This is a genomic window from Ruminococcus sp. 210702-SL.1.03, assembly GCF_020559915.1.
In the GTDB taxonomy this organism is placed as follows: domain Bacteria; phylum Bacillota; class Clostridia; order Oscillospirales; family Ruminococcaceae; genus YE71.
Genome location: NZ_JAJCLZ010000004.1, coordinates 1 through 26,404, shown reverse-complemented (window position 1 = coordinate 26,404; position 26,404 = coordinate 1). Strand labels below are relative to the sequence as shown.

At 47.7% G+C, this 26,404-nt stretch carries 28 protein-coding genes, 1 tRNA gene and 1 pseudogene; 16 read left to right on the top strand and 14 right to left on the bottom strand.

What is annotated here, in order from left to right; translation table 11 throughout:
- The first annotated feature begins 3 nt into the window (after positions 1 to 3).
- The 11 genes from LI114_RS03570 to LI114_RS03520 all read left to right on the top strand — a co-directional run bounded on the left by LI114_RS03570 (position 4) and on the right by LI114_RS03520 (position 8,056).
- On the top strand, positions 4 to 633 hold the full coding sequence (locus tag LI114_RS03570; RefSeq protein ID WP_227219387.1) for a bifunctional precorrin-2 dehydrogenase/sirohydrochlorin ferrochelatase: 630 nt from the start codon (positions 4 to 6) through the stop codon (positions 631 to 633).
- Complete coding sequence (gene hemC / locus LI114_RS03565) at positions 623 to 1,474, top strand: hydroxymethylbilane synthase (RefSeq protein WP_227219385.1); 852 nt, start codon at positions 623 to 625, stop codon at positions 1,472 to 1,474. The genes LI114_RS03570 and hemC overlap by 11 nt, the downstream gene beginning before the upstream one ends.
- On the top strand, positions 1,471 to 2,943 hold the full coding sequence (gene cobA, locus LI114_RS03560; protein ID WP_227219383.1) for a uroporphyrinogen-III C-methyltransferase: 1,473 nt from the start codon (positions 1,471 to 1,473) through the stop codon (positions 2,941 to 2,943). Before hemC ends, cobA begins: the two co-directional genes overlap by 4 nt.
- Positions 2,922 to 3,890 carry a porphobilinogen synthase gene (gene hemB, locus LI114_RS03555; protein ID WP_227219381.1) on the top strand — a complete coding sequence of 323 codons (969 nt, stop codon included), beginning with the start codon at positions 2,922 to 2,924 and terminating at the stop codon, positions 3,888 to 3,890. The genes cobA and hemB overlap by 22 nt, the downstream gene beginning before the upstream one ends.
- Before the next feature lies 1 nt (position 3,891).
- Positions 3,892 to 5,157 (top strand): glutamate-1-semialdehyde 2,1-aminomutase, encoded by a 1,266-nt coding sequence (hemL, locus tag LI114_RS03550; RefSeq protein WP_227219379.1) that lies wholly within the window; start codon positions 3,892 to 3,894, stop codon positions 5,155 to 5,157.
- Between the two features lie 331 nt (positions 5,158 to 5,488).
- Entirely contained in the window at positions 5,489 to 5,878 is a 390-nt protein-coding gene (locus LI114_RS03545; RefSeq protein ID WP_022127026.1) for a metal-dependent transcriptional regulator, read from the top strand.
- A 58-nt stretch (positions 5,879 to 5,936) separates the two neighbouring features.
- Positions 5,937 to 6,212, top strand: a complete 276-nt coding sequence (locus tag LI114_RS03540; RefSeq protein WP_022127025.1) for a YabP/YqfC family sporulation protein — start codon at positions 5,937 to 5,939, stop codon at positions 6,210 to 6,212.
- Positions 6,213 to 6,224: 12 nt separating this feature from the next.
- Positions 6,225 to 6,650: a spore cortex biosynthesis protein YabQ gene (gene yabQ, locus LI114_RS03535; protein WP_227219377.1), complete on the top strand. Its 426-nt coding sequence runs from the start codon at positions 6,225 to 6,227 to the stop codon at positions 6,648 to 6,650.
- A gap of 135 nt (positions 6,651 to 6,785) precedes the next feature.
- A complete protein-coding gene (locus LI114_RS03530; protein ID WP_022127023.1) occupies positions 6,786 to 7,121 on the top strand; it encodes an FtsB family cell division protein in 336 nt (111 codons plus the stop codon).
- Positions 7,122 to 7,189: 68 nt separating this feature from the next.
- Entirely contained in the window at positions 7,190 to 7,786 is a 597-nt protein-coding gene (locus LI114_RS03525) for a S1 RNA-binding domain-containing protein (protein WP_319638290.1), read from the top strand.
- A 15-nt stretch (positions 7,787 to 7,801) separates the two neighbouring features.
- Positions 7,802 to 8,056, top strand: coding sequence for a DUF4321 domain-containing protein (locus LI114_RS03520; protein ID WP_022127021.1), 255 nt, complete (start codon positions 7,802 to 7,804; stop codon positions 8,054 to 8,056).
- Positions 8,057 to 8,451: 395 nt separating this feature from the next.
- Here the strand turns inward: LI114_RS03520 and LI114_RS03515 are convergent, their stop codons facing one another.
- The 3 genes from LI114_RS03515 to pnuC all read right to left on the bottom strand — a co-directional run bounded on the left by LI114_RS03515 (position 8,452) and on the right by pnuC (position 11,728).
- Positions 8,452 to 9,549: a glycerol dehydrogenase gene (locus LI114_RS03515; protein WP_022127020.1), complete on the bottom strand. Its 1,098-nt coding sequence runs from the start codon at positions 9,547 to 9,549 to the stop codon at positions 8,452 to 8,454.
- Between the two features lie 190 nt (positions 9,550 to 9,739).
- Complete coding sequence (locus tag LI114_RS03510) at positions 9,740 to 10,876, bottom strand: cellulase family glycosylhydrolase (protein ID WP_227219375.1); 1,137 nt, start codon at positions 10,874 to 10,876, stop codon at positions 9,740 to 9,742.
- 162 nt (positions 10,877 to 11,038) lie between these two features.
- Positions 11,039 to 11,728, bottom strand: coding sequence for a nicotinamide riboside transporter PnuC (pnuC, locus tag LI114_RS03505; protein ID WP_227219373.1), 690 nt, complete (start codon positions 11,726 to 11,728; stop codon positions 11,039 to 11,041).
- Between the two features lie 204 nt (positions 11,729 to 11,932).
- Here pnuC and LI114_RS03500 point away from each other — a divergent pair, with 204 nt between their 5' ends.
- On the top strand, positions 11,933 to 12,472 hold the full coding sequence (locus LI114_RS03500) for a DUF3592 domain-containing protein (protein WP_227219371.1): 540 nt from the start codon (positions 11,933 to 11,935) through the stop codon (positions 12,470 to 12,472).
- 204 nt (positions 12,473 to 12,676) lie between these two features.
- On the opposite strand, the gene LI114_RS03495 is transcribed toward LI114_RS03500, so the two are convergent.
- The 3 genes from LI114_RS03495 to LI114_RS03485 all read right to left on the bottom strand — a co-directional run bounded on the left by LI114_RS03495 (position 12,677) and on the right by LI114_RS03485 (position 15,134).
- Entirely contained in the window at positions 12,677 to 14,002 is a 1,326-nt protein-coding gene (locus tag LI114_RS03495) for a family 43 glycosylhydrolase (RefSeq protein ID WP_227219369.1), read from the bottom strand.
- 128 nt (positions 14,003 to 14,130) lie between these two features.
- The gene (locus tag LI114_RS03490; protein ID WP_227219367.1) at positions 14,131 to 14,916 is read right to left on the bottom strand and encodes an AraC family transcriptional regulator; all 786 of its coding nucleotides are present in this window, start codon (positions 14,914 to 14,916) and stop codon (positions 14,131 to 14,133) included.
- Positions 14,913 to 15,134 (bottom strand): hypothetical protein, encoded by a 222-nt coding sequence (locus LI114_RS03485; RefSeq protein ID WP_227219365.1) that lies wholly within the window; start codon positions 15,132 to 15,134, stop codon positions 14,913 to 14,915. The genes LI114_RS03490 and LI114_RS03485 overlap by 4 nt, the downstream gene beginning before the upstream one ends.
- A gap of 193 nt (positions 15,135 to 15,327) precedes the next feature.
- Here LI114_RS03485 and LI114_RS03480 point away from each other — a divergent pair, with 193 nt between their 5' ends.
- Positions 15,328 to 16,134, top strand: coding sequence for a hypothetical protein (locus LI114_RS03480; RefSeq protein ID WP_227219363.1), 807 nt, complete (start codon positions 15,328 to 15,330; stop codon positions 16,132 to 16,134).
- 58 nt (positions 16,135 to 16,192) lie between these two features.
- On the opposite strand, the gene LI114_RS03475 is transcribed toward LI114_RS03480, so the two are convergent.
- On the bottom strand, positions 16,193 to 17,368 hold the full coding sequence (locus tag LI114_RS03475; RefSeq protein WP_227219361.1) for a glycosidase: 1,176 nt from the start codon (positions 17,366 to 17,368) through the stop codon (positions 16,193 to 16,195).
- Positions 17,369 to 17,525: 157 nt separating this feature from the next.
- Positions 17,526 to 19,610 (bottom strand): polyphosphate kinase 1, encoded by a 2,085-nt coding sequence (gene ppk1 / locus LI114_RS03470; protein WP_227219359.1) that lies wholly within the window; start codon positions 19,608 to 19,610, stop codon positions 17,526 to 17,528.
- 381 nt (positions 19,611 to 19,991) lie between these two features.
- Here ppk1 and LI114_RS03465 point away from each other — a divergent pair.
- Positions 19,992 to 20,068 (top strand) — tRNA-Pro (locus LI114_RS03465).
- 913 nt (positions 20,069 to 20,981) lie between these two features.
- Here the strand turns inward: LI114_RS03465 and LI114_RS03460 are convergent.
- The 6 genes from LI114_RS03460 to LI114_RS03435 all read right to left on the bottom strand — a co-directional run bounded on the left by LI114_RS03460 (position 20,982) and on the right by LI114_RS03435 (position 25,546).
- On the bottom strand, positions 20,982 to 21,449 hold the full coding sequence (locus tag LI114_RS03460; protein ID WP_227219356.1) for a hypothetical protein: 468 nt from the start codon (positions 21,447 to 21,449) through the stop codon (positions 20,982 to 20,984).
- A gap of 74 nt (positions 21,450 to 21,523) precedes the next feature.
- Positions 21,524 to 22,513, bottom strand: a complete 990-nt coding sequence (locus LI114_RS03455; RefSeq protein WP_227219354.1) for a tyrosine-type recombinase/integrase — start codon at positions 22,511 to 22,513, stop codon at positions 21,524 to 21,526.
- Positions 22,514 to 22,790: 277 nt separating this feature from the next.
- Complete coding sequence (locus tag LI114_RS03450) at positions 22,791 to 23,483, bottom strand: helix-turn-helix transcriptional regulator (protein ID WP_227219352.1); 693 nt, start codon at positions 23,481 to 23,483, stop codon at positions 22,791 to 22,793.
- A 90-nt stretch (positions 23,484 to 23,573) separates the two neighbouring features.
- Positions 23,574 to 24,422, bottom strand: coding sequence for a hypothetical protein (locus tag LI114_RS03445; RefSeq protein ID WP_227219351.1), 849 nt, complete (start codon positions 24,420 to 24,422; stop codon positions 23,574 to 23,576).
- Positions 24,406 to 24,768 carry a hypothetical protein gene (locus LI114_RS03440; RefSeq protein WP_227219349.1) on the bottom strand — a complete coding sequence of 121 codons (363 nt, stop codon included), beginning with the start codon at positions 24,766 to 24,768 and terminating at the stop codon, positions 24,406 to 24,408. Before LI114_RS03440 ends, LI114_RS03445 begins: the two co-directional genes overlap by 17 nt.
- 64 nt (positions 24,769 to 24,832) lie before the next feature.
- Positions 24,833 to 25,546, bottom strand: coding sequence for a topoisomerase C-terminal repeat-containing protein (locus tag LI114_RS03435; protein WP_227219347.1), 714 nt, complete (start codon positions 25,544 to 25,546; stop codon positions 24,833 to 24,835).
- Between the two features lie 75 nt (positions 25,547 to 25,621).
- Here LI114_RS03435 and LI114_RS03430 point away from each other — a divergent pair, with 75 nt between their 5' ends.
- Together LI114_RS03430 and LI114_RS03425 are read left to right on the top strand one after the other, a co-directional pair.
- Positions 25,622 to 25,960: a transposase gene (locus tag LI114_RS03430; protein ID WP_227219345.1), complete on the top strand. Its 339-nt coding sequence runs from the start codon at positions 25,622 to 25,624 to the stop codon at positions 25,958 to 25,960.
- Positions 25,957 to 26,404 (top strand): annotated as a pseudogene (locus LI114_RS03425) (IS3 family transposase); the annotation flags it as partial. The gene LI114_RS03430 and the pseudogene LI114_RS03425, both read left to right, overlap by 4 nt.

The window sequence follows — 26,404 nt, the reverse complement described above, 5'->3', positions numbered from 1 at the left end:
AATATGCCATATTTCCCGTTTTTTGTGAACATAGAAAATTCGCGCTGTTTAGTAGTCGGCGCTGGAAAAGTCGCGCTGAGGAAGATCGAAAAGCTGATGCCTTTCAATCCGCGGATAACGGTCGTCGCGCCCGAGATCTTGCCAGAGATACGCGGTATCGGCGGGATAGAGATACGCGAGAGGGAGTTTTGCGAGAACGACCTTGACGGCGCAGCGTTCGTAATAGCGGCGGCGGGCGGCGAGCGGCTGAACGAGCGCATCTCGGCACTTTGCCGTGAGCGCGGGCTGCTATGCAACGCGGTAGACAGCCCCGAAAACTGCTCTTTCTACTTCCCTGCACTGGTACAGCGCGGCGAGGTATCCATAGGCATATCGACGGCGGGCAACTGCCCTACGCTGGCGGCGGAGATACGCAGGCGCTTAGAGGAAAAGATCACCGAACGGACGGCGGAGATATGCGCGCTGATGGGCGAGCTGAGAGAATTTGTAAAGACGAATTTTCCGACGGAAAAGCAGCGCAGGGACGTTATGAGCGCGGCGCTGGAGATCTGCATGAGCAGCGAAGGCGATCTGCCGAGCCTTGCGAAGCTTGAAAAATCTTGTGAAACAAAGAGGACAGAAGATGACATTTAAAATAGGTACGCGGCGGAGCGCGCTCGCGATGGCGCAGACGGAAATGGTGAAAGCGGCGCTAGAGCAGGCGGGCGCGGAGGCAGAGATAGTGCCGTTTACCACGCGCGGCGACAGGATACTCGACAAGCCGCTCGAGAAGATAGGCGGCAAAGGCGTATTCGTTGCGGAGATAGAGGCGGCGCTGCAAAGCGGCGAGATAGACATAGCGGTGCACAGCGCGAAAGACCTGCCGCTGGAGCTTGGAGCGGAACTGGAGATAGGCGGCGTACTGCCGCGAGGCGACCAGCGAGATATGCTGATAAGCGCGGGCAGGAAATTTGCGCGGGACGAAATCTTCACCGTCGGCACGGGAAGCGGCAGGCGGCGGGCTAATCTGCGCGAGGTGTACCCGAACGCGCGGTTTGCCGACATACGCGGAAACGTTGACACGCGGCTGAAAAAGCTGACGGCGGGCGAGTACGACGCGATAATATTATGCGCGGCGGGAATTGAACGACTGGGGTTGGATATGAGCGGTTACAAGTACGAATATTTGGACAGCTACGAATTTGTGCCCGCGCCGTGTCAAGGGATCATCGCGGCGGAATGCAAGGCGAACAGCAGGGCGGCGGAAGTGCTAGCGATAATTTCAGACGAGAGGACCATGCGCTGTTTTGAATTCGAGCGCGAAGTTATACGGCTTTTGGGCGCTGACTGCACTTCGCCGATAGGAGTATTCAGCGAGGTGCGCGGCGGCGCGATAAGCGGCATCATCTCAGACGGGCGCGGCGGAAAAGTGCGCGGCGAGAGCGGCATCGGCGAAAGATACACACTTGCAAAGGAGCTGACGGAGAAGCTATGAATGGCAAAGTAACGCTTATCGGCGCAGGCTGCGGCGACTACGACCTCATAACACTGCGCGGAAAGCGTGCACTAGAGAGGTGCGACACCGTGATATACGACGCGCTGATAGACGAGCGCCTGCTGGACAACTGCCGCGAGGGGGCGGAGAAGATATGCGTCGGCAAGCGTGCGGGGCGGCACTCGAGCAAGCAGGAGGAGATCAACGAACTGCTGGTGCGCAAGGCGAGCGAGGGGCGAAACGTAGCGCGGCTGAAAGGCGGCGACCCATTCGTTTTCGGGCGCGGCGGCGAGGAGATACTGGCGCTGAGGGCAGCGGGGATAGCGTACAGCGTTGTGCCGGGGGTGACATCGTGCGTGGCAGTGCCCGACCTTGCGGGGATACCCGTTACACACCGCGGAATGGCGCGGAGTTTTCATGTAATAACGGGGCACACGGCAGACGATCTGCTGCCCGAGAATTTTGAAAGCTACGCGAAATGCGGCGGCACGCTGGTATTTCTGATGGGGCTGAAACATCTGCCCGAGATAGCGCGGCGGCTGACCGAGAACGGCATGAGCGGCAAAACGCCCGCGGCGGTAATATCGAGCGGTGCGACGGCAAGGTCGCGTGTGGCAAGGGCTATGCTGAAAGACATCGCGACGGAGAGCGAGCGTTTAGAGATGAAAGCGCCCGCTGTGATCGTAGTCGGCGAAACAGCGGCTTTTGACTTTTCGGCTGAGAGCGCGCCGCCGCTTTACGGGAAGAGCATCGCGATAACGGCGACACCTGCGCTTTCCACACGGCTTATCGGCGCGTTCACCGACCTCGGCGCATATGCATTCAGAGCGGCGGATTTCGACACGCGCGAGCTTTTCGGCGGCGAGATAGACAGGGCGTTCGCAGAACTGGAAAGCTACTCGGCGATAGCGCTTTCAAGCCCGAACGGCGCGGAGGTATTCATCAAAAAACTGCGCGAAAAGCGAATAGATATACGGCGGCTGAGCGGGATAAAGCTCGCGGCTATCGGCAGCGGCACGGCTAAGCGGCTGGCGGAAGCGGGGCTTTACGCCGACATAGTTCCCGAAAAATTCACGGCGGCGGAGCTGGGCAAAACGCTCGCGGAGCGGCTGACGGACGGCGAAAAACTGCTGATAATGCGCTCTAGCGACGGCTCGCCCGAGCTTACAGCGCCGCTTATTTATAAAGGTATAAAATTTGACGACGTAAACATCTACGAGCCGATTTACGGCGGCGGAACAGCTGTTTCGGCAGACTTTGCGGTATTTACGAGCGCGGGCGGCGCGCGGAATTTCTTTAGCGGAAACGGCACGCTAGGCGGTGCGAAAGCCATTGCGATAGGCGAAGTGACCGCGGCGGAGCTGAAACGGCATGGAGTAAAAAACATCGCGATACCGCGCGAAAGCACGGCTGACGGAATAATCGAAAAGATCTTGGAGGAAGTAAAATGCGAAGATTCAGAAGGCTGAGGGCTACGCCCGCAATGAGAAAAATGGTACGCGAAACGCGGCTGAGCGCGGCGGACATGATATACCCGATTTTCGTCGAGGAGGGCGAGGGCTTGACCGCGCCGGTAGAATCTATGCCGACGGTCTACCGCTACTCTATCGACAGGCTGGAGGAGATACTGCCGCAGATAGCGGAGAGCGGGATAGCGGGACTGCTGATATTCGGCGTACCGAAGCACAAGGACGAATTTGCGACCGAAGCGTACTGCGACGAGGGCGTTACCCAGCAGGCGATACGGTACATCAAGAAAAATTATCCCGAGCTGATAGTGATCGCCGACGTTTGCCTTTGCGAATACACTAACCACGGACACTGCGGAGTTATCTGCGGCGAAAAGATACTCAACGACGAAACGCTGCCTTTGCTGAGCAAGATGGCTGTAAGCATGGCAAAAGCGGGGGCGGACATCATTGCGCCCTCAGACATGATGGACGGAAGAGTGGCGGCGATACGCGCGGCGCTTGACGAGAATGGATATATCGACGTGCCGATAATGTCGTACAGCGCGAAGTTTGCGTCTGGCTACTACTCGCCTTTCCGCGACGCGGCAGACTCAGCGCCCTCATTCGGCGACAGAAAGACCTACCAGATGGATCCCGCCAACCGCCGCGAAGCACTGCGCGAGATAGCTGACGACATCGAAGAGGGGGCAGACATGGTGATGGTAAAGCCCGCACTGCCCTACCTCGACATACTGCGCGAGGCGCGCGACATGACAGACCTGCCGCTGGCGGCTTACAACGTAAGCGGCGAATTTTCGATGGTAAAGGCGGCGGCAAAGCTGGGCTGGATAGACGAAAAGCGGATAGTAATGGAAAACATGACGGCTATAAAGCGCGCGGGCGCGGACATAATCATCACATACCACGCACTGGACGCTGCAAAATGGCTGAGGGAGGACGACTAAGATGATAACTGAAAGATCGGAGAAACTGTACGCCGAAGCCTGCGGATATATGCCCGGCGGAGTGAACAGCCCTGTACGCGCCTGCCGCTCGGTAGGCACTACTCCCCTATTCATCGAGCGCGCGAAAGGCTCGCGGATATGGGACGAGGACGGCAACGAATTTATCGACTACGTTTGCTCATGGGGGCCGAACATACTCGGGCACGCCTGCGAGCCAGTCATATCAGCCGTGAAAGCCGCATGCGAAAAGGGGCTGACTTTCGGCGCTTGCCACAAGAGCGAGATAGAGCTGGCGCGGCTCATCAGAAAGCACTTCCCCTCTATGGAAATGCTGAGGCTGGTAAACTCGGGCACGGAAGCCGTGATGAGCGCGATAAGAGCGGCGCGCGGCTTTACGGGCAAGGATAAGATAATCAAATTCGAGGGCTGTTACCACGGACATTCGGACGGACTGCTGGTAAAAGCAGGCTCTGGACTTATGACGCAGTCGATACCATCGGGTGCGGGAGTCACCGAGGGCTGTACGCGGGACACTCTGCTGGCGAAGTACAACGACGAAAGCTCGGTACGCGCGCTTTTTGACGAACACGGCGGAGAGATAGCGGCGCTGATAGTCGAGCCATGCGCGGCGAACATGGGCGTTGTGCCGCCTAAGGAGGGCTTTTTGCAGTTCCTGCGCGACATTACCGCCGAGCACGGAGCTATGCTGATATTCGACGAAGTTATAACAGGCTTTCGCCTTTCAGACGGCGGCGCGCAGAAGCTTTACGGCGTAACGCCCGACCTCACAACGCTTGGCAAGATAGTCGGCGGAGGAATGCCGCTGGCGGCTTACGGCGGCAGGCGCGAGATAATGGAGTGCGTAGCGCCGCTCGGCTCGGTATATCAGGCGGGCACGCTTTCGGGCAACCCATGCGCGGTAGCGGCGGGCATCGCGACGCTAAAGCAGATAGAGAGCACGCCGGATATTTACGAAGCTCTGGACAAAAAGTCGGCAGTGCTGGAGGAAGCTATGAAGTCGGCGGGGCTGAACGTGAACCGCTGCGGCTCGCTCATGACGGCTTTTTCCAACAGCAAAAAGGTAGTAAGCTACGACGAATCGCGCGCCTGCGACACAGAAAAATACGCGAAATATTACAGGCATCTGCTGAGAAACGGCATATACGCCGCGCCCTCGCAATTTGAAGCGATGTTCGTATCATACGCGCACACAGCGGAGGACATTGAGCGCACGGCGGAGATCATCAAGGCTTTCAATGGCGAATAATGTCGCGAAAGCAAAAAAATTATCGTTTAAATGGTTGACGAATAGTGAAAAATATGTTAAAATATAAAGGCAATAACGCACAACTATTGTGTGCGTATTGCGCCGTCAAATTTTTCGTAAAAGTGTTTTAAAGCGACGCAGGCTAACTGGCGTTAGTCAAGGAGTTTTAGGGCATTATGAAGGAAAATTGTTTTGGCTTCGCAAAAACGCAAGCAAGACGTGCACAAAGCCGAAGGCGGTAGTTGTGCGTTATTGCCTGAGGCATATGTTCTTGGTAGAATTTTATATCATAGGATAAAAGACCACTATTGAAAGGACGGTGGAAACAGAAATGAAAAAGCTGTATGAATCCGGAGAAAATTATCTGGAAACAATACTGGTACTTTTTAACCGACACGGCGAGGTGCGCTCGATAGACATCGTGCGCGAGATGGAGCTTTCAAAGCCAAGCGTAAGCCGCGCTATGGGAATTTTAAAAGAGGGCGGATTTATACTCATTGACGAAAACGGATACATAACGCTTACAGAAGATGGCAGACAGGTGGCAGAGACCATCTACGAGCGCCACCGCGTGCTGACCGACTGGCTGGTAAGCCTAGGCGTAGACGAAAAGACCGCCGCGGAGGACGCCTGCCGCATGGAGCACGCCATCAGCTCGACATCATTTGACAGGCTGAAAGAGCACATAAAGAAATATCACCAGAATATCGGCAAAAGCTAAGCTGAAAAAACCGAATGAATCTCAAAGCTGCGGCATATGATAAACTGAGGTGAATCATATGAACGAAAACAGCGGAGAAAGACACAGCCTGATATTACAAAACTGCCGAAGCCTGAGCATTTCGGGCGTTACGGACGCGGACAGCTTTGACGAAAAAAAGATACGCGTATTTACCGAGTGCGGCGAGCTTTGCATATACGGCGAAGACCTGCACGTCAACGAGATGAGCGTAGAAAGCGGCAGCCTGACCATAGAGGGAAGCATAACGGCGCTGATATACGGCGACAAAAATGCCACGAAGCGGCTGCGGCTGCTGGGCAAGCTCTTTAAGTAAGGGAGGCGCGGCATGACGCCAATGCAGCTGGGCACGCAGGCAGAGCTGGACATACTGGGTCTGGCGGTGACGGCGGGCGCGGCTATGGGGCTAATATACGGGCTTTTTCAGATAGTGGCGCGACTGCTAAACTTTGCAGCGGTGCGGCTGATCTGCGACCTGACTTACACACTGATGTTCGGCGCGGTGTATTTTGTATTCACGCTGGCGCAGACGAATTATCTGCGCGGATTCGTGCTGCTGGGCATGATAGGCGGCGCGGCGGGCTGGCATTTCGCGATAGGCAGATTTGCCGTGCGCGGGGCAGCGGCGGTTTTTGGCGCAGCGGCTAAGCCGGCAGTCAGATCTATGCACAAAATATCAGCTAAAAGCAGACGAATGTTTGTGAAAAAGTACCCAAATTCAAAAAAATCAAAAAAAGTGCAAAAAAGCACTTGAAACTTCGCCGCGAAAAAGATATAATTATAGATGTAGGTACTGACGGAGAAACTGTATCTACATACAAGCGGCAGTACGGCAGAAGCGTTTCATGCGCGGCTGCTTTTTGTGTAAAAATTCAGGAGTTGAAAAAAATTGAAAAGTAAAACTTACGCGGACGACGCTGTAAGGTCCGCTAAAAAGAAAAAAGATGGTGCGGGAATTTTCGGGCCTATTGCGGGATTTGCAGCATTTATCCTCGTGATATACTCGATAGTTACCATAATCTCGCAGCAGGTGCAGATAGCGCAGCTAAAGCAGCAGCGCAGCGAGATAAACGCGCAGATCTCAGAAGCGAAACAGCTTAACGACGAGTATTCGCGCAGGCTGGCGAGCGAGGACGAAACGGAATATATGGAGAGGATAGCCGTGGAAAAGCTGGGCTACGCCTACCCTAACGAAAGACGCTTTTACGTAGTAGAAGCGCAGTGAACCCCTTGGGAAGCACGTTCCGACCCGTTTTTACAGTAGCGGCGGGCGTTAAATAAATATGAGAGGTATTGAAAAAGAATATGCAGCTTGAAGTAGGAAAAATTTACGAAGGAAAAGTAACCGGCATTACGAAATTCGGTGCATTTGTTGAGCTGGAGAAGGGTACGACGGGAATGGTACATATTTCCGAGATCGCCAATACTTACGTCAGTGAAATAAAAGACCACATCACCGAAGGCGAGACCGTAAAGGTGAAGGTACTGGCGCTGGGTGAAAACGGAAAGATAAGCCTTTCGATAAAGAAAGCGCTGCCTATGCCCGAGAAAAAGCAGTTCAACAACCGCGGCGGCAGAGGCGATTTCAAGAGAGATGGCGCGCGACAGGGCGGACAGAACCACGGCAGAAACGAACGCGGAGATCACCGCCAGCAGAACGACGGCGCAAGAGGACAGGGACAGGGTCAACGCCGCGCGAGAACTTACGAAAGACCGCAGCCGCAGGACTTTGCTAAAAACCCGCCCCCTGTATACGACGTGAGAACAAATTCGGGCGACGCGGACTTTGAGGACATGATGGCGAAATTCAAGGCTTCGAGCGAGGAGCGTTTTTCCGACCTCAAGCACGTCATGGACAACAAGCGCAGGAGTTCCTCAAGAAGAAAATAAGGAGCGGAGAGAAAATTGAAAAAAACTTTTGCATTCATCTTCTTCATGCTGGCGGCGATAATTTTGGGCGCGGCGCTTGCCTACCTTGGCAGGAACGTAGCTTTTTTGAGCTGGCTGGCTTGGGGAAAAAGCATGGGAATAGATAACGTGGCGATAGATCTTTACGTTTTAAAATTCTCATTTTCGCTGAACGTTACGTTCACGATCTCTCAGCTTATAACGATACCTGTGGGTCTTATCGTATATGCCAAGACCTGTAAAGGACTATAAGAAATAGTACATAGACACTGCTTTTGACAGACAGAAGCAGTGCTTTTTCTATAATTTTGCCAGCGACTCGTGCGAGTTTTTACATTTCCCCAGCAGTTCATGACATTGCTATTGACAAACGCACGAAAAAATTATACAATAGTATTAGGGAAAGAAAACAACTTAGCAAGACAGGTTTTTTTGATAATTTGGCGCAACGAGAAAATGACTTATGATACCCCATTTTTAAAAGCGCCTATTCCCTTTTTGAAGATCTCCGTTACTGACGGAGGTCTTTTTTTATTGACAAACGGCGAGATAATTTTCAGATTTCCGCGGTTCTTCTTTATTACGACAAAATAAAAAATCGGGCGGAGGAATTGACCTCTGCCCGAAATTTTTTGCTGTTTGAAAAATTATTTGCCGAGAGCAAGCTTGCCCATAGCGTCAGCCTGCATGATAGCGTCGTAAAGCTCTACGGGCTGAACATCGCCCGCGAGGTTATGGATAGTTTCGCCGGGGATACAAGCGTTTTCGGAAATGGTCTTGACCTGCTCGGGGGTAGTAACGCCGATCTCTTCAAGAGTTACAGGCAGACCTACCTCGATGCAGAAGTCCTGAACTTCCTTGAACTCCTCTTTGGACGCGCCCTCGAGAACGAGCTGAACGAGCGTGCCGAGAGCTACGCAGCAGCCATGGTCGGCGTGCTTGATGCCCAGCGACGTAACGCCATTGTAGAAAGAGTGTGCAGCGGCGCAGTTGACGTTATCAGCGCCAACGCCCGAGAGATAAACGTTCGCCTCGATGATATTTTCGAGGGCGGGGGTAACGGCGTGAACTTTGCAAGCTTCAACAGCCTGCTTGCCGTACTCGCGAAGGGTATCGTAGCAAAGTCTTGCGAGCGCCTGACCTGCACGAGTGATGCCCGTGCCCTCAAGGCTGGCAGACTCGGTGCGGATAGAAGCTCTGCCCTCGAAATATGTACCCAGCGCGTCGCCCATGCCCGCGATAAGGAACTTAACGGGAGCGTTTGCGATAACGGTAGTGTCTACCATTACGGCGTCGGGGTTAGTTGGGTAGAAAAGGTATTTATCAAAGCTGTGGTCGTCATTATAAATTACCGAAAGACCTGTGCAGGGGGCGTCGGTAGCGGCAACGGTAGGCAGGATAACGATGTGTTTGCCGGTGTAGTAAGCCGTAGCCTTAGCGGTATCGACAGCGCTTCCGCCGCCTACCGCAACAACGGTATCTATCTTATCTTCCTTAACGATAGCCTCCATCTTAGCGATCTCGCCCTTGCTGGAGATACCGCCGAAGATCTCGTAACGTCTGTAATCATCGAGCGTGCCAAAGCTTTTCTCTATCTTATCATGACAGGCTTTATAACCGCTGTTTGAACATACAAAGAGCCATCTCTTGCCCATATAGCCCATTTCTTCCTGAAATTTCAGCAGCGCATCTCTTCCCTGAACATATTTAAGCGGCTCGCGCATTGCTCTGAGTCTTCCCATCATAAAAAATCAACCTCCGATCTATTATGAAAAACGTAAAAAAACAACATTTTTCTAAGACACATTATAGCACTTTTGACGAATGAAACAAGCAGTATATTCATAACAATTTGTGAATATTTTATTATCTCAGAGGGCTAAAAAAGACCCCGCAAAAAGCTCTGCAGGGTCTGAAAAGTATGTTCAAATTTTATTATTTGCCGAGCGGATAAACGAGGTCTTTATGCTTTTCAGCAAAGGCAGAAGTAGCCGCCTGAGTCAGCCCATACTCATACCATGTGCCGTCCTCCTTGCGCTCCATCCAGACCATAAGACCCTGCCAGCCGTTCTCGTAAGCTATTTCATATTTTTCAGTCAGCTCGTAGCCGCACTCGCCCGAATCATCGTTGGAAGTTTCACCGACGAGGCAAGGCTTGGTATCGTCAAGACCGAACTCCTGCGGGGTAACGTTGAAAGGGAAACCAAAGTACGGCTTCTGCCACATATAGTAATGTGTACTATAAAAATCCACATAAGCATTATCATCGCCGGTGAGCTTTTTGAGCGTATCGTCGGCGATAACGTTGCCCTCGTAATTGGCGGAATTGTACTTGATTATACCCATGCCGACGGTCGCGAGCATATCAGAATTTTCGTGGATAGTCGCCGCGCACTTGCCGAAGAAGTAGCTGAGGTCGTCCCACTCGAGCTGGCCGCACTCCTCATTTTCGTGGACCCAGTCGGGCTCGTTCATAATATCGACCGCGAAGATGTACTCATTGTCATTGTAGCGCTTGCAAAATTCCTTGACGTACTGCTCAGCGAAATCGTCAACATTCTCCTTGCTGGTGAGCAGAGTGCGCCACTTTTCGCCGCTGCCGTTCTCGCCCTTGCAGTGGTCGAATGATGTGATGGTCGGCATAACGTAGATCTTATGCTTTTCAGCCATCTCGAAAAGCTTATCGAGGTCGCTCCAGTGGTTCTCGTTGATATTTTTAATTGCGCCCGTTGTTTTTAAGCGAACGATATTTTCGCCCGCACAGTTGACCCAGATACGGGTACAGTTCACGCCGTCAGCCTCGAGCTGAGTAAAAGTCTGCTCCCAAGCATCGGTGTCCATCGAGCCTGTAAAGTCGTTCCAGTTGATCCACGGGGTGTTTACACCGTTGATCCAAAGCTGTTTGCCATCGACCATGAATTTTGTGCCGTCTACCGTGACCCTTGCCGAAGGGCCGCTTTCCTTTGTTTCGTCAGCCTTTTTATCGGACTTGCCGCAGGCCGCTGTGCCGACGCACACCGCCGCACAGATTATCAGCGCGGCAGTTCTTCTAATGACATTTTCAAGCGTCATAGAAAATACCTCCTAAAAATTGTATCATAAATAGCGAAGCGCCCCACTCCGCCATATTATAGTATAGCACAAAGCAATGTGAAAATCAAGAGAATCAAGCAACGATCATTACTATATTTTTAAGCAAAAAAACGCAGCCTTTTTCGACTGCGTTCATGTATATCAAGCTATCTGCGCGTGCCTTATCTCACGTTTCTTCCAGCTTATGAAACCGTACATATCGTTTAGGAAAAATATGCTGAAATTGACCGCAACGGGTATATATGAAGGGTCTTTCAGCGACGCCAATATCCACAAAACTATTAGGACTATATCATTTGCGGCATATCCCAGCGCGTAATACGATGAGCGAAGCATCGTAAGCGATGCAGCCAGAAAGCTTGTGGTTACTGAAATAGTGCTGAATACCATATTTGGTGTACCGAGCGCTTTTAAAGTATAGTAAAATACCACAGATACCGCCGCGGTGAATATCACAAGCCCCACGATATGCTTTCGATTGAGCCGCTGTATCTCTACCTCCGAGTCGTTTTCCGCAGAGGGATTTCGTATCCACGTTATCATAGACCACACCGCCATAGGCAATGTCATGCCAAGATATGTTACCATCTCGCCCCAATATCTGAATCTGTACGATATTATGCCGTACAATATGCTGAAAACTATCATCAATATCTGCGCCCAAACGTTGCCTTTTGCCGCGAATATCAGCGATGTAACACCTATCATCGCCGCCGCCAATGTCAATATGTCAAGCTGACCCGGCAGGATATTAGATAAAAAAACAGCGACAAGCGAGCATATCCAAAGCAGCCGATCCATTTTCGTCAATGTTTTTATAGGATCATTCAATATATCACGCCTTTCAAATATATATATCACTTTAAAGCGATATTGTGATGGTCTATTTTAGGTACCGAACGTTTATTTAATATCATCAGATCATCCGATCCCGAATTTCAAAAGCTATTATAGCACATTTTTTTGTGCCTGTCAACCCATAAAAACTTGACACTAAGGCAAGTTTGTGATATAATAACTTCGAGGTGAAGATATATGGACGCAAATACTATCGGCTGCATATGTGTAGGCGCGGCAGGACTTGTTGCAGCGCTGTTGTCGATGCCGTTTTTCATGCGCGGCAGATCATTGCGCAGGAGATGCACAGCTGAAACGGTCGGAAAAGTTATAAAACACCGCATAGCTGGCGGATCTAACGCAAAGTCTGTCGCGCCTGTCGCAGAATTCAGCGTGAATGGCAGGACATACACGGCTTACAGACATTACAAAGGCGTAGTTTCGACTAATATAAGCACGCCCGAAATGGAAAAGGTATTTGGGCAGGGCGACGGTTTTTATATATCCGAAAATGATATATTTCATATCCACACGACGGGCATATATCACAATTACAGGGTGCTTGGGGAGCAGGTATGGCATATCGGCAGCGATGTAAAGGTGATATATGACCCGAAAAAGCCGAAATGTGCATATATAGATAAGGTAGTGACATCTGCAAAGACCGCAGGGATAGTTTTATTGTCATGCGGAGTTGGGTTGATGTTGATCTCAGCAATCGCATATTTGTTAATATAATACCACATATAGATTCTGAATGAAATATGCACATCAATATAAAGTATAAAGACCGTCTGATATATTGCAGACGGTCTTATATATTATACTACTAGTCATCAAATCGTTCTCAGCGTACTTCTGCAAGGAGCGGATAAACAGCAAATCGGCAAGGCTGTTGTTGCCATCAAAGCCGTCAGCGCACAGATCTTCTTCCTCTTTTCGTCATTTCATAAACACAAATTCTTCCAGTTCAAATAGCTTTCTGCCCTCAAAATACTGCGCCGTCCAGCCCTCAACGCCGTGCTCGGCAACGAAATAAAGTGCGTGTCTGCCAATAACTTTCGCAGTTTTTGCCGTGTAAACGCCGTCGCCCGTGCCGATCTGTATGCTTCCGATTTCCTCGCCATTTTCAGGATCGTCTAGCAGAACGCGCACGCGGCACTTCGCTCCGCCGCCTTTGACTTTCATTGCTATTGTCATTCCATCATTGGTAAAATCATCACCAAAATCAAAATATTTGTATCCGATAACACAGCCGTCGGTGATGTCGGTAACAGTTCGCGTGAAAATGTCCTTCTCAGTAACAAAACAGCCGCCTTTTAGTACACACGCGATCTCGGCTGGCGTGAGTTTATACGGATCGAGCGAATCCTCAAACCCGAGCGAGGTCATTTCGACCGTCGGGATAGTTCCGTCGGGCAGGATCTCGATTTTTTCAACGCAGGCACGGCGGCTCATTATTGTGCCATTTGTCATTCTATGGTAAAAAACATACCATTGACCTTTTATGCAGCAGACAGAGCCGTGGTTATTTCCGCCGGGGTAATCAACGCCGTTGTCAATGATGTATCCGCGGTATATGAAAGGGCCTCTCGGCGAGTCGGAGGTCGCGTATGCAAGTCGGCTGCCGACGCAGGGCGAGTAAATCATGTAATATTTTCCGTTGATCTTTCGCGGCGAGCTGGCTTCAAAAAAGCGCTGTTCCCGCGGAACGTTCTCTGTGTCGTCAATCACCGGGCGCTTGTAACTGCCCGCCTTGATTTCGTACATATTCGCGGGGTCAAGTTCGTTCATGTTCGACTCGGTAAATCCGTAGTAGATATAGACTTTTCCGTCATCATCTACCAACACGCCAGCATCGTTAAAAATACCATCATCGCCCACTTTTGTATCATATTTATAGTTGGAAAGCAGTTCAAACGGGCCTTCAGGACGGTCTGAAACACCAACTGCTCCTTTAGAACCCACAATATATGCGTAAAGGTAGTATTTACCGTCTTTTTCTATAACATCGGGGGCAAAAAGTTCGTGGTCAGTCCATGGCGTATCAGGCTTGCGGTCGCCGCTGCTGCGGGTCTTGAAGCTGTCGCCGTGGCAAGTCCAGTTATTAAGATCATCCACGCTCGCCGACCAAACTTTCAATTTAAAATCGCAAAAAACGTCGCTGGCTGCTCTGTCGTGCGAGCCGTAAAGATAAACGCGGTCGCCGAAAACGCGCGGTTCTCCATCAGGTATATATTCCCAAAGCGGCAGGATAGGATTTGGCATATTGATCACCTCAATATAATTTCTCTACAAATAGTATACTACATTTTGTGCACGATTGTAATATCAAAAAAAGCTCAATTTAGTATCATTTTGTGCAAAATCCACCAGCGCAAACGGACGGCGATATGTCAGAGACCTTTCCGGTAGGCTGTCGGCGTTTTGCCGCAGCGCTGTTTGAATTGACGAATAAAGGTATACGAGCCGGAGTACCCGCACCGCGCGGCGATCTCATCGACCGTCAGCGTGGTCGATGTCAATAAACGTTTTGCGCGCTCGACCCTGCTGGTTATGACATCGGCAATAACGCTCACACCGAACATTTTTTTATACATATGCTGGAAGCCCGAACGGCTCATCCCCGCCTCTGCGGCTAGCTCATCAACGCTGCCGACCAAATCGGGCTGGGTGTAAATGCGGCTGCGAATGTGCGTGAAGCTGTCATTTTTCTTTGCGAACGCGCGTGTGCAGAGATGCTTTTTGTCTGCGATCAACCTGCCGATCTTCATAAAAAGTATATCGAGATAGCGCTGCTCGATCTCTTCGTGAAAAGCGTCTGCCGAGTAGTGCTCATAGGTCAAAATGTGCATTATCTGACTCAGCTCCTCCACCGCCCCGAGGTGCACAATCTGGTTGATCGGCAGCCCTAGTTTTGCAAAATGATCCATGTCGCCGACCTCTTCCGAGAAGTAGAACCAATCGTCGGTGTAGTTGTCATCTAGGGCGGTGTACATACATGGCGTGTTGGGCGAAATGAGCACGCAGGAGTTCGCCGCAACGTTCTGCCGAACGCCGTCTAACTCGAACAAAGCCGTTGATTTTACTAGCAAAAACAGCCATGCGCCCGGGCCTGCGGGTCTGTCCATTACGAATGATCTGTCGTGGCTGTGGTTGTAGCCGATCGAGCCTATTTTCATTTTTCCATCTCCTTATCTAGGTCGTTTTTATCGTTTCTGTGGTCTAAATATTCAGCAAAACGCTGCACGGCGAGCGGTGCGGATTTTTCATCGTGCAGAGTGAAACATATATCTCTTCCTGCTTGCGCCGATTGTCTTTTTGTGCAAATTCTGTACGGTGCACGGCGCTCGAACATTTTTTGTAACGCCTTTCCATTTGCAATTGCAATGATCTGCATGACAAATAGTTGCTTTTCAGATAATTGATTTTATGATACAATATTTTAGCAGATATGTCAAGTGCGAAATGAAAGAAAATTTGAGATAGATCGCAGTGCTACAAGTCTTTGCAGAAAAATTGCCGTGCACACTTGAAAAAAATTCTGGAACGTGGTATAATAATTCTATACTTAGCGAAAGGAAATTTGACAAATGTCTAAAATATGTAAATCATGCGGCAAAGAGTACAAGGGCGAATTTTGCGAGCACTGCGGCTACGGCGACCCTGACCTCGAAATAAAAGCCGTCAAGAAATACCAGACCAATAAGCCAGTGCGCTTTATGACAGCTGAAGAAAAGGAAGAACATTACAAAAAGTTGAAAGAGGCTCAGCGCGATAAAAACGGCAAGAAAAAGCGCGACCCGAAGATGGTGCGCCTACTGATTGTGTTGACTATCGCGGCGATGCTTATCGTGGTAGGCACGCTTTTCGGCACTGGCGTTATAGGCTTTAGCGAGAAGAGCAGCGACGTTGTGGACAAATACCTGACGGCGATAAACGAACGCGATTTCGACAAATACAGCTCATGCTTCCCAAAAGAGATGCAAAAAGACTATGAGAGCGACCTCAAGATTTCCGAAATTGGCGACAAGAAATACATGGAAACTTTTGCCGCCGATTTTGCAGATACCTATGGCGACGATTTCACCATCGGCTGGAAAATACAGAGAGCCGACGAGCTTACCGAGTACAGTTTAGACGGCTACAAGGAAGCCTACGGCACTGTTCCAGACATAAGCGAGGCGAATTTGGTAGTCACCGACGTTACGTTCAAAGGCTCAAAAGGCGAAGAAACTTTCCGCATGAATTTCTACGTCGGCAAGGTCGGCAGACATTGGAAGCTTTTCAATCTGCAATACGAGCCGGGAATCATCACGCCCGATATGGAGATAACCTCTTCATTCGCGGAGAGCGATACGGACAGTGCGGCGGAAAGCGCTGCTGAAAGCGCGGAATAAAAACTCAACAAACAAAAAAGACCTCCGAAAAGCTCGGAGGTCTTACTATTTTACGAGGTCACTTGCCCATGAATTTCAGATTTTTCTCGATAAGCTCGCAGCGCTGTTTTACGCAGTCTACCGAACGCAGCGGGTCAGACGGAGTGTTGAAAGTGTAGTCCATCAGTTTCTCGATAGTAGTCGAAGCAACGTGCACGCGGGTATCGGAGGAAGCGTAGTAGATGTAAACATCGCCGTTTTCACGGACGATAGCGCCGTTAGTAAAGCAAACGTTTGAAACATCGCCGACTCTCTCAGCGCCGTGCGGAGCGATGAAAAGTCCCGAAGGCTCGGCGATAAGCTTAGAGGGGTCGTTAAGGTCGGTCGCGAAAACGTAGATAACGTAGCGCAGACCTGCGGCGGTGTTTCTTACACCGTGCGCTATATGTATCCAGCCCTTGGGTGTCTTTATCGGAACAGCGCCCGCGCCGTTCTTGACCTCGGTTATGGTGTGGTAGCGGCGGGGGGATATGACCTTTTCCTCGGTGCAGATGACGGGGTTCGTGATGTCATCACAAAGACCGAAACAAACGCCGCCGCCCGAGCCTGTTTCTATAAAATCGTCCTGCGGACGGGTGTAGAAAGCGTATTTGCCATCAACAAATTCCGGGTGGAGAACTACGTTTCTCTGCTGCGGCGACTTAGATCTCAAATTCGGCAGACGCTCCCATGTAACGAGGTCTTTAGTGCGAACTATGCCCGCCTGCGCGGTAGCCGCGGAAAGGTCGTTGACGGAAGTATCCTTGCTCTCAGAGCAGAAAACGCCGTATATCCAGCCGTCCTCGTGCTGAGTAAGGCGCATATCGTAAACGTTGGTTTCGTCAGGCTCGGTATCGGGCAGGATAACGGGATAATCGCGGAAACGGAAACCCTCGGTAGGGCTGTCGCTTTCGGCAACTGCGAAGAAAGACTTGCGGTCGCTGCCCTCAACGCGCGCTACAAGGCAGTATTTGCCATTGAGATAGATAGCGCCCGAATTAAGCACGGCGTTTATGCCGAGGCGCTCCATAAAGTGCGGGTTGGTCGCGGGGTCAAGGTCGTATTTCCAGATGATAGGCGCGTGCTCGGCGGTAAGCACAGGATTTACATAGCGGTCGTAAATGCCGTTATAGCTGTCCGCCTTGCGGTTTTTGCGGTTGATAAGCTCCTCATATCTCGAGGTAACATAAGCTTTGTTTGTTTCAAATTCGTTCATATTACGTTTCCTTTCATGGTTATTTGTGATAAATATATTATACTATATCGCGAAAAAAAATGCAATAGGCGCGCGCGGGCTTAAACGTTTACAATAACGATTACAAAAAAACTTTTTGTAAATAAAAGAAAGCGCAGCCGAAGCCGCGCTTTTGGTATTATTTAGATTTTCGAGATCCTGCCGCCTTATAAGCGGTATCATAAAGAAATTCCTGCACGTTGAAAGGCTCGCCGACAGGCTCTTGACGCTCGTAAGTACCGTCGGGCAGCATAACTCTCGCCGAAGTGTTGTCGCTCATCATGGCGGTAAAAATCTGCTCAACGCGGCGTTTAAGCTGCTCGTCAAGTATCGGCGCGGCCACCTCTACGCGCTTCAAAGTGTTGCGTGTCATGAGGTCGGCGGAGGCTATGTAGATCTGGCGGTCATCGCCGCTGCCGAAAATGTATATACGCGAGTGCTCGAGAAGTCTGCCGACGATGCTCACAATGCGGATATTTTCGGTGTAGCCCTCGATGCCCGGGCGCAGACAGCAGATACCGCGAATGACCATTTCGATCTTCACGCCCGCCTGCGAAGCTTCTATCAGGCTTTCCATTATCTTCTTATCGGTCAGCGAATTGAGCTTCAGCCCGATGTAGGCTTCCCTGCCCTCGCGCGCCTTTGCCGTTTCACGCTCGATAAGGTCTATTACTTTATCTTGCAGGCAGTGCGGCGCTACCATGAGCAGATTTGTTTCTGAGATAGTTTCGCCCATCAGCAGGCGGCGGAATACCTCGGCGGTCTCCTTGCCAATATCGCTGTTCGCGGTGATAAGGCAAAGGTCGGTGTAAAGCCGCGCGGTAGATTCGTTGTAGTTGCCGGTGCCGACCTGCGTGATGTACTGAACGTTCTTGCCGCTCTTGCGAGTGATAAGGCAGATCTTGGAATGAACTTTAAGCCTATCTATGCCGTAAATAACGCGGCAGCCCGCCTTTTCAAGGCGTTTAGACCAATTTATGTTATTTTCTTCATCAAAGCGCGCTTTCAGTTCTACCAAAACGTTGACCTCTTTGCCGTTTTCGGCAGCTTCGACCAGCGCTTCTATTACCTTACTATGGCGGGCAAGGCGGTAAAGAGTCATTTGGATAGAGATAACATTTTTGTCACGTGCAGCCTCACTGAGCATATTAAGGAAAGGCGTTATACTCTCATACGGATAGTGCAGCAGCACGTCTTTTTTCAGCACCTGCGGGATTATCGCGGAATCAGTGAGAGCTGGCGATTTCTGCGGAGTGCGGGGCTTATAGCTAAGCTCGGGGTCGTCGGAAAGCTTTTCGCGAATAATCTTTACGAAGTCGAGCGAGAGCGGAGAATCGCTGGTGAAAACGCACTTTTTCTCGAGGTGTAGGTATTCGCAAAGTTCTTCCACAACGCCGTCGCTAAGTCGGCGAGTCATATCAAGGCGCACAGGGCAGAGCTTTTTGCGCATTTTGATGACCTCAGCCATATGGTCGCGGTAATCGAGATCTTCATCGTAAACGCGTGATTCATCTATATCGGCGTTGCGGATTATCTTTATCAGCGACTTTTCGATGACCTTATAGCCTGGAAAAATGTTGGCAAAAAAGTGCAGGATCATCTCATCGGTGAGCATATAAACAGTGCCCTTTGAGGAAGCCATGGGCGGTATCTCAATAGCGTTCGGGAAAAGCAGGGTTATCGAGGGAACGATGGCCAGGCGGCGTTTACCGTTTTTACTTTGGAGCACGGCGATACCGTAGACCTCTTTATTTTTCAGAAATGGAAAAGGCTGTTTTTTGCCAATAAGCGCGGGGAAAAGCAGCGGCTGAATATCCGCTTCAAATTTCAGGCGAACATACTCCTGCTCGCGCTCGTTAAGCTCGGAAAATCGGGCGACGCGCACGCCGCGAGTGTCGATCTCCGCCATGATACGCGAGTAAGCCTCGTCCTTGCGTTTGAGCAGCTTTTTTGCGCGTGCGAGAACAGCGCTAAGCTGTTCCTGCGGGGTCATGCCCGTCTTATTATCGCGCGAGCGATCGGAAACGAGCATGGCGTCATGCAGACCGCCAACGCGTACCATGAAGAATTCATCAAGATTGCTCTGAAAAATCGAGATGAAATTGAGCCTTTCGAGCAGTGGCACGCTTTCGTCCTCAGCTTCTTCGAGCACGCGTTCGTTAAATTTGAGCCACGAAAGCTCTCGATTGACATAACAAATGTATTTATCGGTGTTTTTTGGCATATTATCTCCTCCTGAACTGCCGCCGCGCTATGTAAAAGCGGTGCATAATGCTATTATACCGCAAATATGCGCATGTTACAAGGCAGAGCGCTGTATAATGTTTGTAAAAAGTCTGAAAAAGCGACAAAACCAGCGCTATACTATATTTATATATACATTATATCAGCAAGATAGGGCATATTTTGTTATGAATTTATGTATTTTTTCTTACAAACAATAAAAAATACACACTTTATACGGACAAAATCTATTTTTTGTCGCACAAGTATTGCAAAAACCGTAGTTAATAATATCTTCTATTTTTATTTACTGAATATTAACAAATTTCCGTGCAAAAATTGTTGACACGGGTGAAATTATGTGCTATAATATTAAAGTCGTCGGGGTGTGGCGCAGATTGGTAGCGCGCTACCTTGGGGTGGTAGAGGCCGTGGGTTCAAGTCCCGTCACTCCGACCAACAACTAATGCGTGATCATTGTAAAAGTGGTCACGCTATTGTGTTAATAAGCCATTATCGGCAAAGATGAAAGCACCAAAACTGATGCGTTCATCTCAACCGATAATCGGTTGAGTAATATATAAACAGTATAAACTGCGGATCGCATTTTCGACCTCTGCTCTTACAGCTTGTATCGCACTCTATGTCGAGCAGCCGAAAGGGCTTATACAGGCTTGCTTGTATTGTAAATTAAGCTTTTGTGATCTCAGTTGGATCAGCGTGCAGGCTCATAGGCGGCACAGCCGTTTCAGGATCGCGGCGGCGCTGTATGCTCACAGTCTTTCTTTGAAAGAAAAAAATTAAAATCACCTAACCGGTGTGGGTCTTTCTTGCAGACTGTATATCATTGCATAGGCTGCTATGCTCCGGGCGTTGCACATGGTGCGCAGCTCCTCGTGGGAGCATATGATGTTCATACGCATTTAGGTCACTCCCTTGTCATCGGGTGGCCATCATCAGCTTAATACCGGACACTTCCAATCTACCTTATCATTAGTCCGGAGAGCATGAGGATTCAATTTTCAAGATTCTAATATCTGCAAGCTGTCAACCACACTGTGAAGATATTGTGATAAAATAAAGAACCATACCTAAAAGATACTAGGTATGGCCTTGACAAAATCTATTATTCATGCTATAATGGTAGCAATGAACGCAAAACTAAGTCCTGACGATATGACCGTATCGTTTAGGGTGATGGGCTGTTTGGTGCTGGTAACACTGAGCAGCCCGTTTTGTTATTTATTTTACTCTTATATTATAACATATTGGCGGCATAATGTCAAGTAGTCACAGTAAATTTTATGAATTTTTTTGGTAGAATATCTGCCTTTAGGCAAAAAAAAGGAGCTGCACGAGAAGTGCAGCTCCTTTAGTTTTCCTTATGTTTTTCTACTGCTCTGATTATGCTTCTTACTATAAAACCAATAATAAATAATACTAGCACTAGTGGAATTGATCCAAATAGGAAGATTAGATAATATAACGCTATTTTCTCTATGCCCTCGATCCGTATTATTGAGAAACCACTTTTTATAACCCTTTCTAGTTCCGTAAAAAATGTTACAACTAAGGACACTATCAAAGGTCTTAATAAAACAGGAATCTTGTTTTTCACTTCTAAAAATATTGCCGGAACAGTAAATGATAATAGCATAGGCAAAAATTTTAAAAAATCTTTTGGTGAATCAATTAGCGAGAAAATTGTCGGCCAAAATGTCACGATCATAAATATAGAAAATACAACTGCCAAAAATGCTAAAATGGCTATTACATTATCAAATGTTGATTCCTTATGGACTATGACTTTGACTTTTTGTTTTTCATCGATACGATTCATGTTCCTACCCCGTTTTTCTAGTAATTCTTTGGTATATTATATCACATTGATAATATAATGTCAAGTAGTTACAGTCAAATCCCCAGCTGCTTTCGCAACAACTGTATATCCCTATGTCCATAAACACGGCTGAGCATATCGAGATCTGACCAGCCGAGCTGTGCGGCTATCGCATATGGGTTCTTACCTTCGTTGACCCATATCGAAGCGCGTGTGTGTCGCAGCTCGTGAGGTGTAAGCATCGGAACGTTTACGCCTTGCTTGAGATAGTGATTGTGCATTTCCTGCATGAAAACTTTGTATCTGCGAATGTACCATGAATCAGGACTGCACACTTTTCCGAAGCGGTTATATATGAGAAATTCCGGATACACATAGTGCCCTGGCGTTTTCTTTTGAACATTCCTACCTAGCAGCAGCTCACGCGGAGCGCGGTTTATGTGCTCCATCGTTTCGTCAGATACGGCTATCACCCTTTCACGGTACTCGTTCTTTGTATCGTTGATGACGACACGGCTGCTTTCGGCACTGCTGCCGCCCTGACGCACTGTAACACCTCGCTGGATATATATCAGTTGATTTTGATTATCTATATCGTCCCACTTAATACCCAGCAGTTCAGAGCGCGTCAATCCACAATTCAATAACAGATCAATTTCAAGCCCAAAGCGGTGATACTTTGAGTATGCCAAAACAAGATCAGCTTGCTCAGGTGTGTAGACGCGTTTTTTCTTTGTTTTGCCGCCCACCTGAATCTTGAAATGCTCACATGGATTTTTTGGTATAATATCATTGACATACGCATTATCCATTATTTCGTTAAGCACAGAAAAATGTGATTTAAGAGTTTCTCTCGCATAATCGCGGTACAAGATAAAATACATCTCAATATCGTTGCGCTTGATACTGTCTATAGGCAGTGCGCCGAAATACGGCAAAAGATGATTTCTGCACAGCGATTCCCAGTGCAACTGATATGTATTATCACGCACCTTGTACTGTTTGATCATTAGCACGGTTTTTGCGTGCTCTGCGAACGTTAGTGACTTCATTTGATTTTCCATTATTCTCTTTCTCCTTATAGTATTTTTACACAAGTCTTTTTACAGACATCATATATTATATAACATCATTGGCATAAAGTCAATTATATAGCAATATTTAAAATTTCTTTTAAAGAAAAAAAGATAATTTTGTACTCATAACAATGCAAAGCGCAGCGCAGCTGACAAACCCCGAGTGTTCGTATGTATATATACTTAACAAAGTTATATATCTTAGATCATATTTTTTACTCTCTAAAAGACATGACTAAGTGGGTTTATATAATGAGGGTTCATTTTACCCACTACCCCCTATAAAACTTTCAGAGCAGATATGCATAGATTTTCTGCGGCAGCTATTGACATAGTCAAATTTAGGTGATATAATATATGTGAATTTATGGTGACAACGCGACCGTCTCTTCTTTTTTATAGTACCGCGCAAGCGTACTACCACGAAGTATGTGTTATCAGTATAGTCGCCAAGCTTTGTACGCTTTAGCTGCTTTACTATAAGCCCTTTTTCGATCAGCCTGCTGCAAGTGCGGCATATATCTGATTTATCCGCATTCAGAATGCGTGAAAGGTCGTTTAAAGACTGATAAAATGAATTGATAGTATTAGTACGCAGCTTGCACATTGCGGCGTACAGCGTAAATTCCTGCGCCGTGAGAGCATATGAAAAAACATCATAGCGCATATAAAAAAACTTGTTGAAAAACGCCATAGTGTAATGATAACTGCTTTGATGACCGTTTTCACGAGTGGTCCTGTATCTGTTTACTATTATATTCTTCTCAGCGAGTTCCGAAAGGGCACGCTTGACTGTAGACACACTAAGTCCGCAGGCTTTAGAGAGAGTAGATTGTTTCACACAGATCTCGTAACCGTTACGGCTCTTTCTATTCTCATTGACAAGACTGTAAAGCTTGCAGGCAACTTTCAGAGCATTTCCTTTGGTTTGGGTTAAAATTGCATTTGGTATTTTCATATTAATTCTTCTTTCTGAGGACGGCATATTCGCACTATGCTGTTCTCTTTTTTTGTATATAAAAAAGCAGCCATTTATAGCTGCTTTAAATCATTTTTCTTTGATTTTTAGTAAAGTTGTTTTTGCTTTATTGTAAATAGCTTTTGAGTTAATAGTTGAAAGCGAAAGCTTTATGTTGTGATCTTTTGAAAAAGTAATAAGCGGTTCCGGATCATAGGCTATAGTGTTATCATTACTATAGTGAATACCGTCAAAATCAAGTATTTGCCGACAAGATGATCCACATATAACACTTTTTATTTTGCAAAGAGTATACAACAACGGAAATCTGTAATCCGACGAAAGCTCTTTATAATTGCCATTAAAATCGAACCAATAAACTCCGTTAGTTGAAATATGATCATACTGATTTTCGAAATCAATTATGCGAACAGGAATATCAATGCTCTCTCTTAAATACTTTACTGCCGCCAATCTGTGATAGCCGTCCTCGTAAGCTGCTATCATGTTAAGTTCTGAAACAAAAACTGCTTGATGAATATTGTCAAGTTTTTTATTCTTTATAAACTCAACGATACTCTTAGGTTTAACTGCAGTCGTTAATATTGATTTTTTATAGGAATTTACTATCCCGTCATGGCTATTATAGGAGGAAAAAGTCATTATGCAGCTATGTAGCCTTATTATGTAATCGTCTGTCGCATTGCAGTAATATGGAAGAGTTGCCAAGGCGGCATACTCAGCTATTACCGATTCCTTGATCAATGTTATATTGTAATCCAAGAAAATCAATTTTTCTTTTATTTCACTAAAGCAATTAAGTCTTTCGAGTAATTCTTTTAAAACAATAAAATACTTTTTGGAATTATTAGTTTCAATTTCTATTAACTTTTTGGCATCATTTATAGACATACATTCTTTGCTAAAAATCATTTTCATTCACCATTTTCCATGCAGCTAGAAGCATTGCTTTGGCAGAAGGCTCGAATAAGCTAAGGGAAAATCTGATAAAATCATTTATTGCACCGATCGCATTGAAATAATCCCCATCAATATAATATTCTCTAAAGTCATTCATATATTTCAGCTTGTTTTTAAATGTTATTTCTGTAATATCATCTTTCAAAATAGGGGGAATCATATCAAGGCGCTTAAGTTCTGAAAAAAACTCCGAAATGAGCTGTTTATTTATTTCTGTCTTACCGAATTCTCTTTTGTCAAGTAACGATAACAAACGTTTTTCTTCGCTTCTGCTAGCAGCGATCATTTTGCTCTTTTTATTCATTAAAGTACCTCTCATTTTATCATGATTTAGTTTCGCTGTCAATTACCATTTGACCACATCATTGTCAACCTCCATTGTATTTTTTCGCAACATATCTAAGATTAACATACTTTCCCGTATCAACAAGCTCAAACGTCCCTTTGTATTTTTCACCTTTTGAATTTACTGCACTCAGAGTTGCCGTTTTTCCCTTTAAAAGACTGGCGGCGGAAGCCGCACTGACTTTTATGCCACGCTTTTTATCCTCTTTCCAAAGTGTGAAGCCGCAGCCCTTACCGCCGCAGCAGCTAAATGCCTTTGGTGTTTCCGTCACATCGCAGCCGCAACGCGGACATATACCTACGACTTTTGTTTCATACTCAGGCAGCTCAAGCTTTACGCTCATATCGTCTTGTAAAGATAAAAAAGCTGAAAAGCTTTTGCCCGATTTTCCGATAAAACCTTTCAGCACATCTGTTCTCCCTTTTTCGAGTAGCTTTGCCGCCTGTGTTTCAGATATATCTTTCTTGCATATATTTTTCGGCAAACCGAATCCACAAGCTTCCTTGCCTTTCTCGCAAGCGTAGACCTTGCTGTATGACCTCACCTCTGCGCCGCACCTAGGACACTTGCCGATAGCTTCAAAGCGCGTAGAGAGGACTGTATTTTCTGCTGGTGATGAATAACTCTTTGTCATGTTTTTAACGTGGTTTTCTATTTCATCAATGAAGCTGTCAGCAGAGATCTGCCCCTTTGCTATCCTTTGCAGTTGTGTCTCCCACTCTGCTGTCGTTGCCACTGATATAGTATAATAAAACTTGACACTCCAACCTCAAAGAAGTAAAATAGAAAGAGAAAAAATGGAGGTAAAGAAATGTCAGAAAATAAACAATATGAAAATGAGTACAAGGTGCAGGCGGTAAAGCTTGCAAAAAAGATTGGTGCGGTAAATGCAGCAAATGAACTTCAAATTCCTGTAAATACGCTGTACGGCTGGATCAGAAAAGCAAAAATCGGAAGCCTTGATATCGGCTGTGGAGAACGCAGCCCGGAAGAATCCCTGAATATCGCCGAAGAAAACCAGCAGCTGAGGAAGCGGATCAAAGCATTGGAAAAGGAAAACAAACGCTTAAGCGAAATGAATGAGTTTTTGGAGGATGCGGCGGCTTTTTTCGCTGCATGCCGTCAGAAGTCCGGAAAGAGCAGCGATTGAAATATATTGCATATCGAACCGATGACGGCAAAAACGCCGGAAAGATCCGCTTTTACTGCAAAGCTCTGCAAGTCAGCAGGCAGGCGTTTTACGGTTATCTTGAGCGTAAGGACACCCCATGGAAGTATCAGCCGCTGGCAGATGCGATGCTGAAAATTCATGATGAGGACGAAGAAAATGCGGATTACGGCAGAGTACGTATGTATCAGGCGCTTAAGTACAGAAAAGAAGTCGGCAAGCTTGATAACATAAAAATACCGTGCGAAGCAACCGTTCGCTGCGTGATGGAGCAGATAAACCTGATCCATAGACCCAAGCGAAAGCCCAATGGAATCACCAAAGCCGACCGTGAAGCACGCAAATCCGATGATCTTCTGAAACGTGATTTTACAGCGGCTGCACCGCTGCAAAAGTGCGTGACAGATATTACAGAAATTCCGGCAA

What these genes read in the sequence shown, in the direction of transcription:
- LI114_RS03450 (WP_227219352.1), bottom strand. Translation starts at nt 23,483, where the DNA reads ATGAAAATACCAAATGCAATTTTAACCCAAACCAAAGGAAATGCTCTG.
- LI114_RS03455 (WP_227219354.1), bottom strand. Translation starts at nt 22,513, where the DNA reads ATGGAAAATCAAATGAAGTCACTAACGTTCGCAGAGCACGCAAAAACC.
- LI114_RS03430 (WP_227219345.1), top strand. Translation starts at nt 25,622, where the DNA reads ATGTCAGAAAATAAACAATATGAAAATGAGTACAAGGTGCAGGCGGTA.
- yabQ (WP_227219377.1), top strand. Translation starts at nt 6,225, where the DNA reads ATGACGCCAATGCAGCTGGGCACGCAGGCAGAGCTGGACATACTGGGT.
- LI114_RS03440 (WP_227219349.1), bottom strand. Translation starts at nt 24,768, where the DNA reads ATGAATAAAAAGAGCAAAATGATCGCTGCTAGCAGAAGCGAAGAAAAA.
- LI114_RS03495 (WP_227219369.1), bottom strand. Translation starts at nt 14,002, where the DNA reads ATGCCAAATCCTATCCTGCCGCTTTGGGAATATATACCTGATGGAGAA.
- LI114_RS03510 (WP_227219375.1), bottom strand. Translation starts at nt 10,876, where the DNA reads ATGACGCTTGAAAATGTCATTAGAAGAACTGCCGCGCTGATAATCTGT.
- LI114_RS03545 (WP_022127026.1), top strand. Translation starts at nt 5,489, where the DNA reads ATGAAAAAGCTGTATGAATCCGGAGAAAATTATCTGGAAACAATACTG.
- LI114_RS03445 (WP_227219351.1), bottom strand. Translation starts at nt 24,422, where the DNA reads ATGAAAATGATTTTTAGCAAAGAATGTATGTCTATAAATGATGCCAAA.
- hemL (WP_227219379.1), top strand. Translation starts at nt 3,892, where the DNA reads ATGATAACTGAAAGATCGGAGAAACTGTACGCCGAAGCCTGCGGATAT.
- hemB (WP_227219381.1), top strand. Translation starts at nt 2,922, where the DNA reads ATGCGAAGATTCAGAAGGCTGAGGGCTACGCCCGCAATGAGAAAAATG.
- LI114_RS03480 (WP_227219363.1), top strand. Translation starts at nt 15,328, where the DNA reads ATGTCTAAAATATGTAAATCATGCGGCAAAGAGTACAAGGGCGAATTT.
- hemC (WP_227219385.1), top strand. Translation starts at nt 623, where the DNA reads ATGACATTTAAAATAGGTACGCGGCGGAGCGCGCTCGCGATGGCGCAG.
- LI114_RS03570 (WP_227219387.1), top strand. Translation starts at nt 4, where the DNA reads ATGCCATATTTCCCGTTTTTTGTGAACATAGAAAATTCGCGCTGTTTA.
- LI114_RS03475 (WP_227219361.1), bottom strand. Translation starts at nt 17,368, where the DNA reads ATGAACGAATTTGAAACAAACAAAGCTTATGTTACCTCGAGATATGAG.
- cobA (WP_227219383.1), top strand. Translation starts at nt 1,471, where the DNA reads ATGAATGGCAAAGTAACGCTTATCGGCGCAGGCTGCGGCGACTACGAC.
- LI114_RS03460 (WP_227219356.1), bottom strand. Translation starts at nt 21,449, where the DNA reads ATGAATCGTATCGATGAAAAACAAAAAGTCAAAGTCATAGTCCATAAG.
- LI114_RS03485 (WP_227219365.1), bottom strand. Translation starts at nt 15,134, where the DNA reads ATGCAGATCATTGCAATTGCAAATGGAAAGGCGTTACAAAAAATGTTC.
- LI114_RS03540 (WP_022127025.1), top strand. Translation starts at nt 5,937, where the DNA reads ATGAACGAAAACAGCGGAGAAAGACACAGCCTGATATTACAAAACTGC.
- ppk1 (WP_227219359.1), bottom strand. Translation starts at nt 19,610, where the DNA reads ATGCCAAAAAACACCGATAAATACATTTGTTATGTCAATCGAGAGCTT.
- LI114_RS03490 (WP_227219367.1), bottom strand. Translation starts at nt 14,916, where the DNA reads ATGAAAATAGGCTCGATCGGCTACAACCACAGCCACGACAGATCATTC.
- LI114_RS03515 (WP_022127020.1), bottom strand. Translation starts at nt 9,549, where the DNA reads ATGATGGGAAGACTCAGAGCAATGCGCGAGCCGCTTAAATATGTTCAG.
- LI114_RS03500 (WP_227219371.1), top strand. Translation starts at nt 11,933, where the DNA reads ATGGACGCAAATACTATCGGCTGCATATGTGTAGGCGCGGCAGGACTT.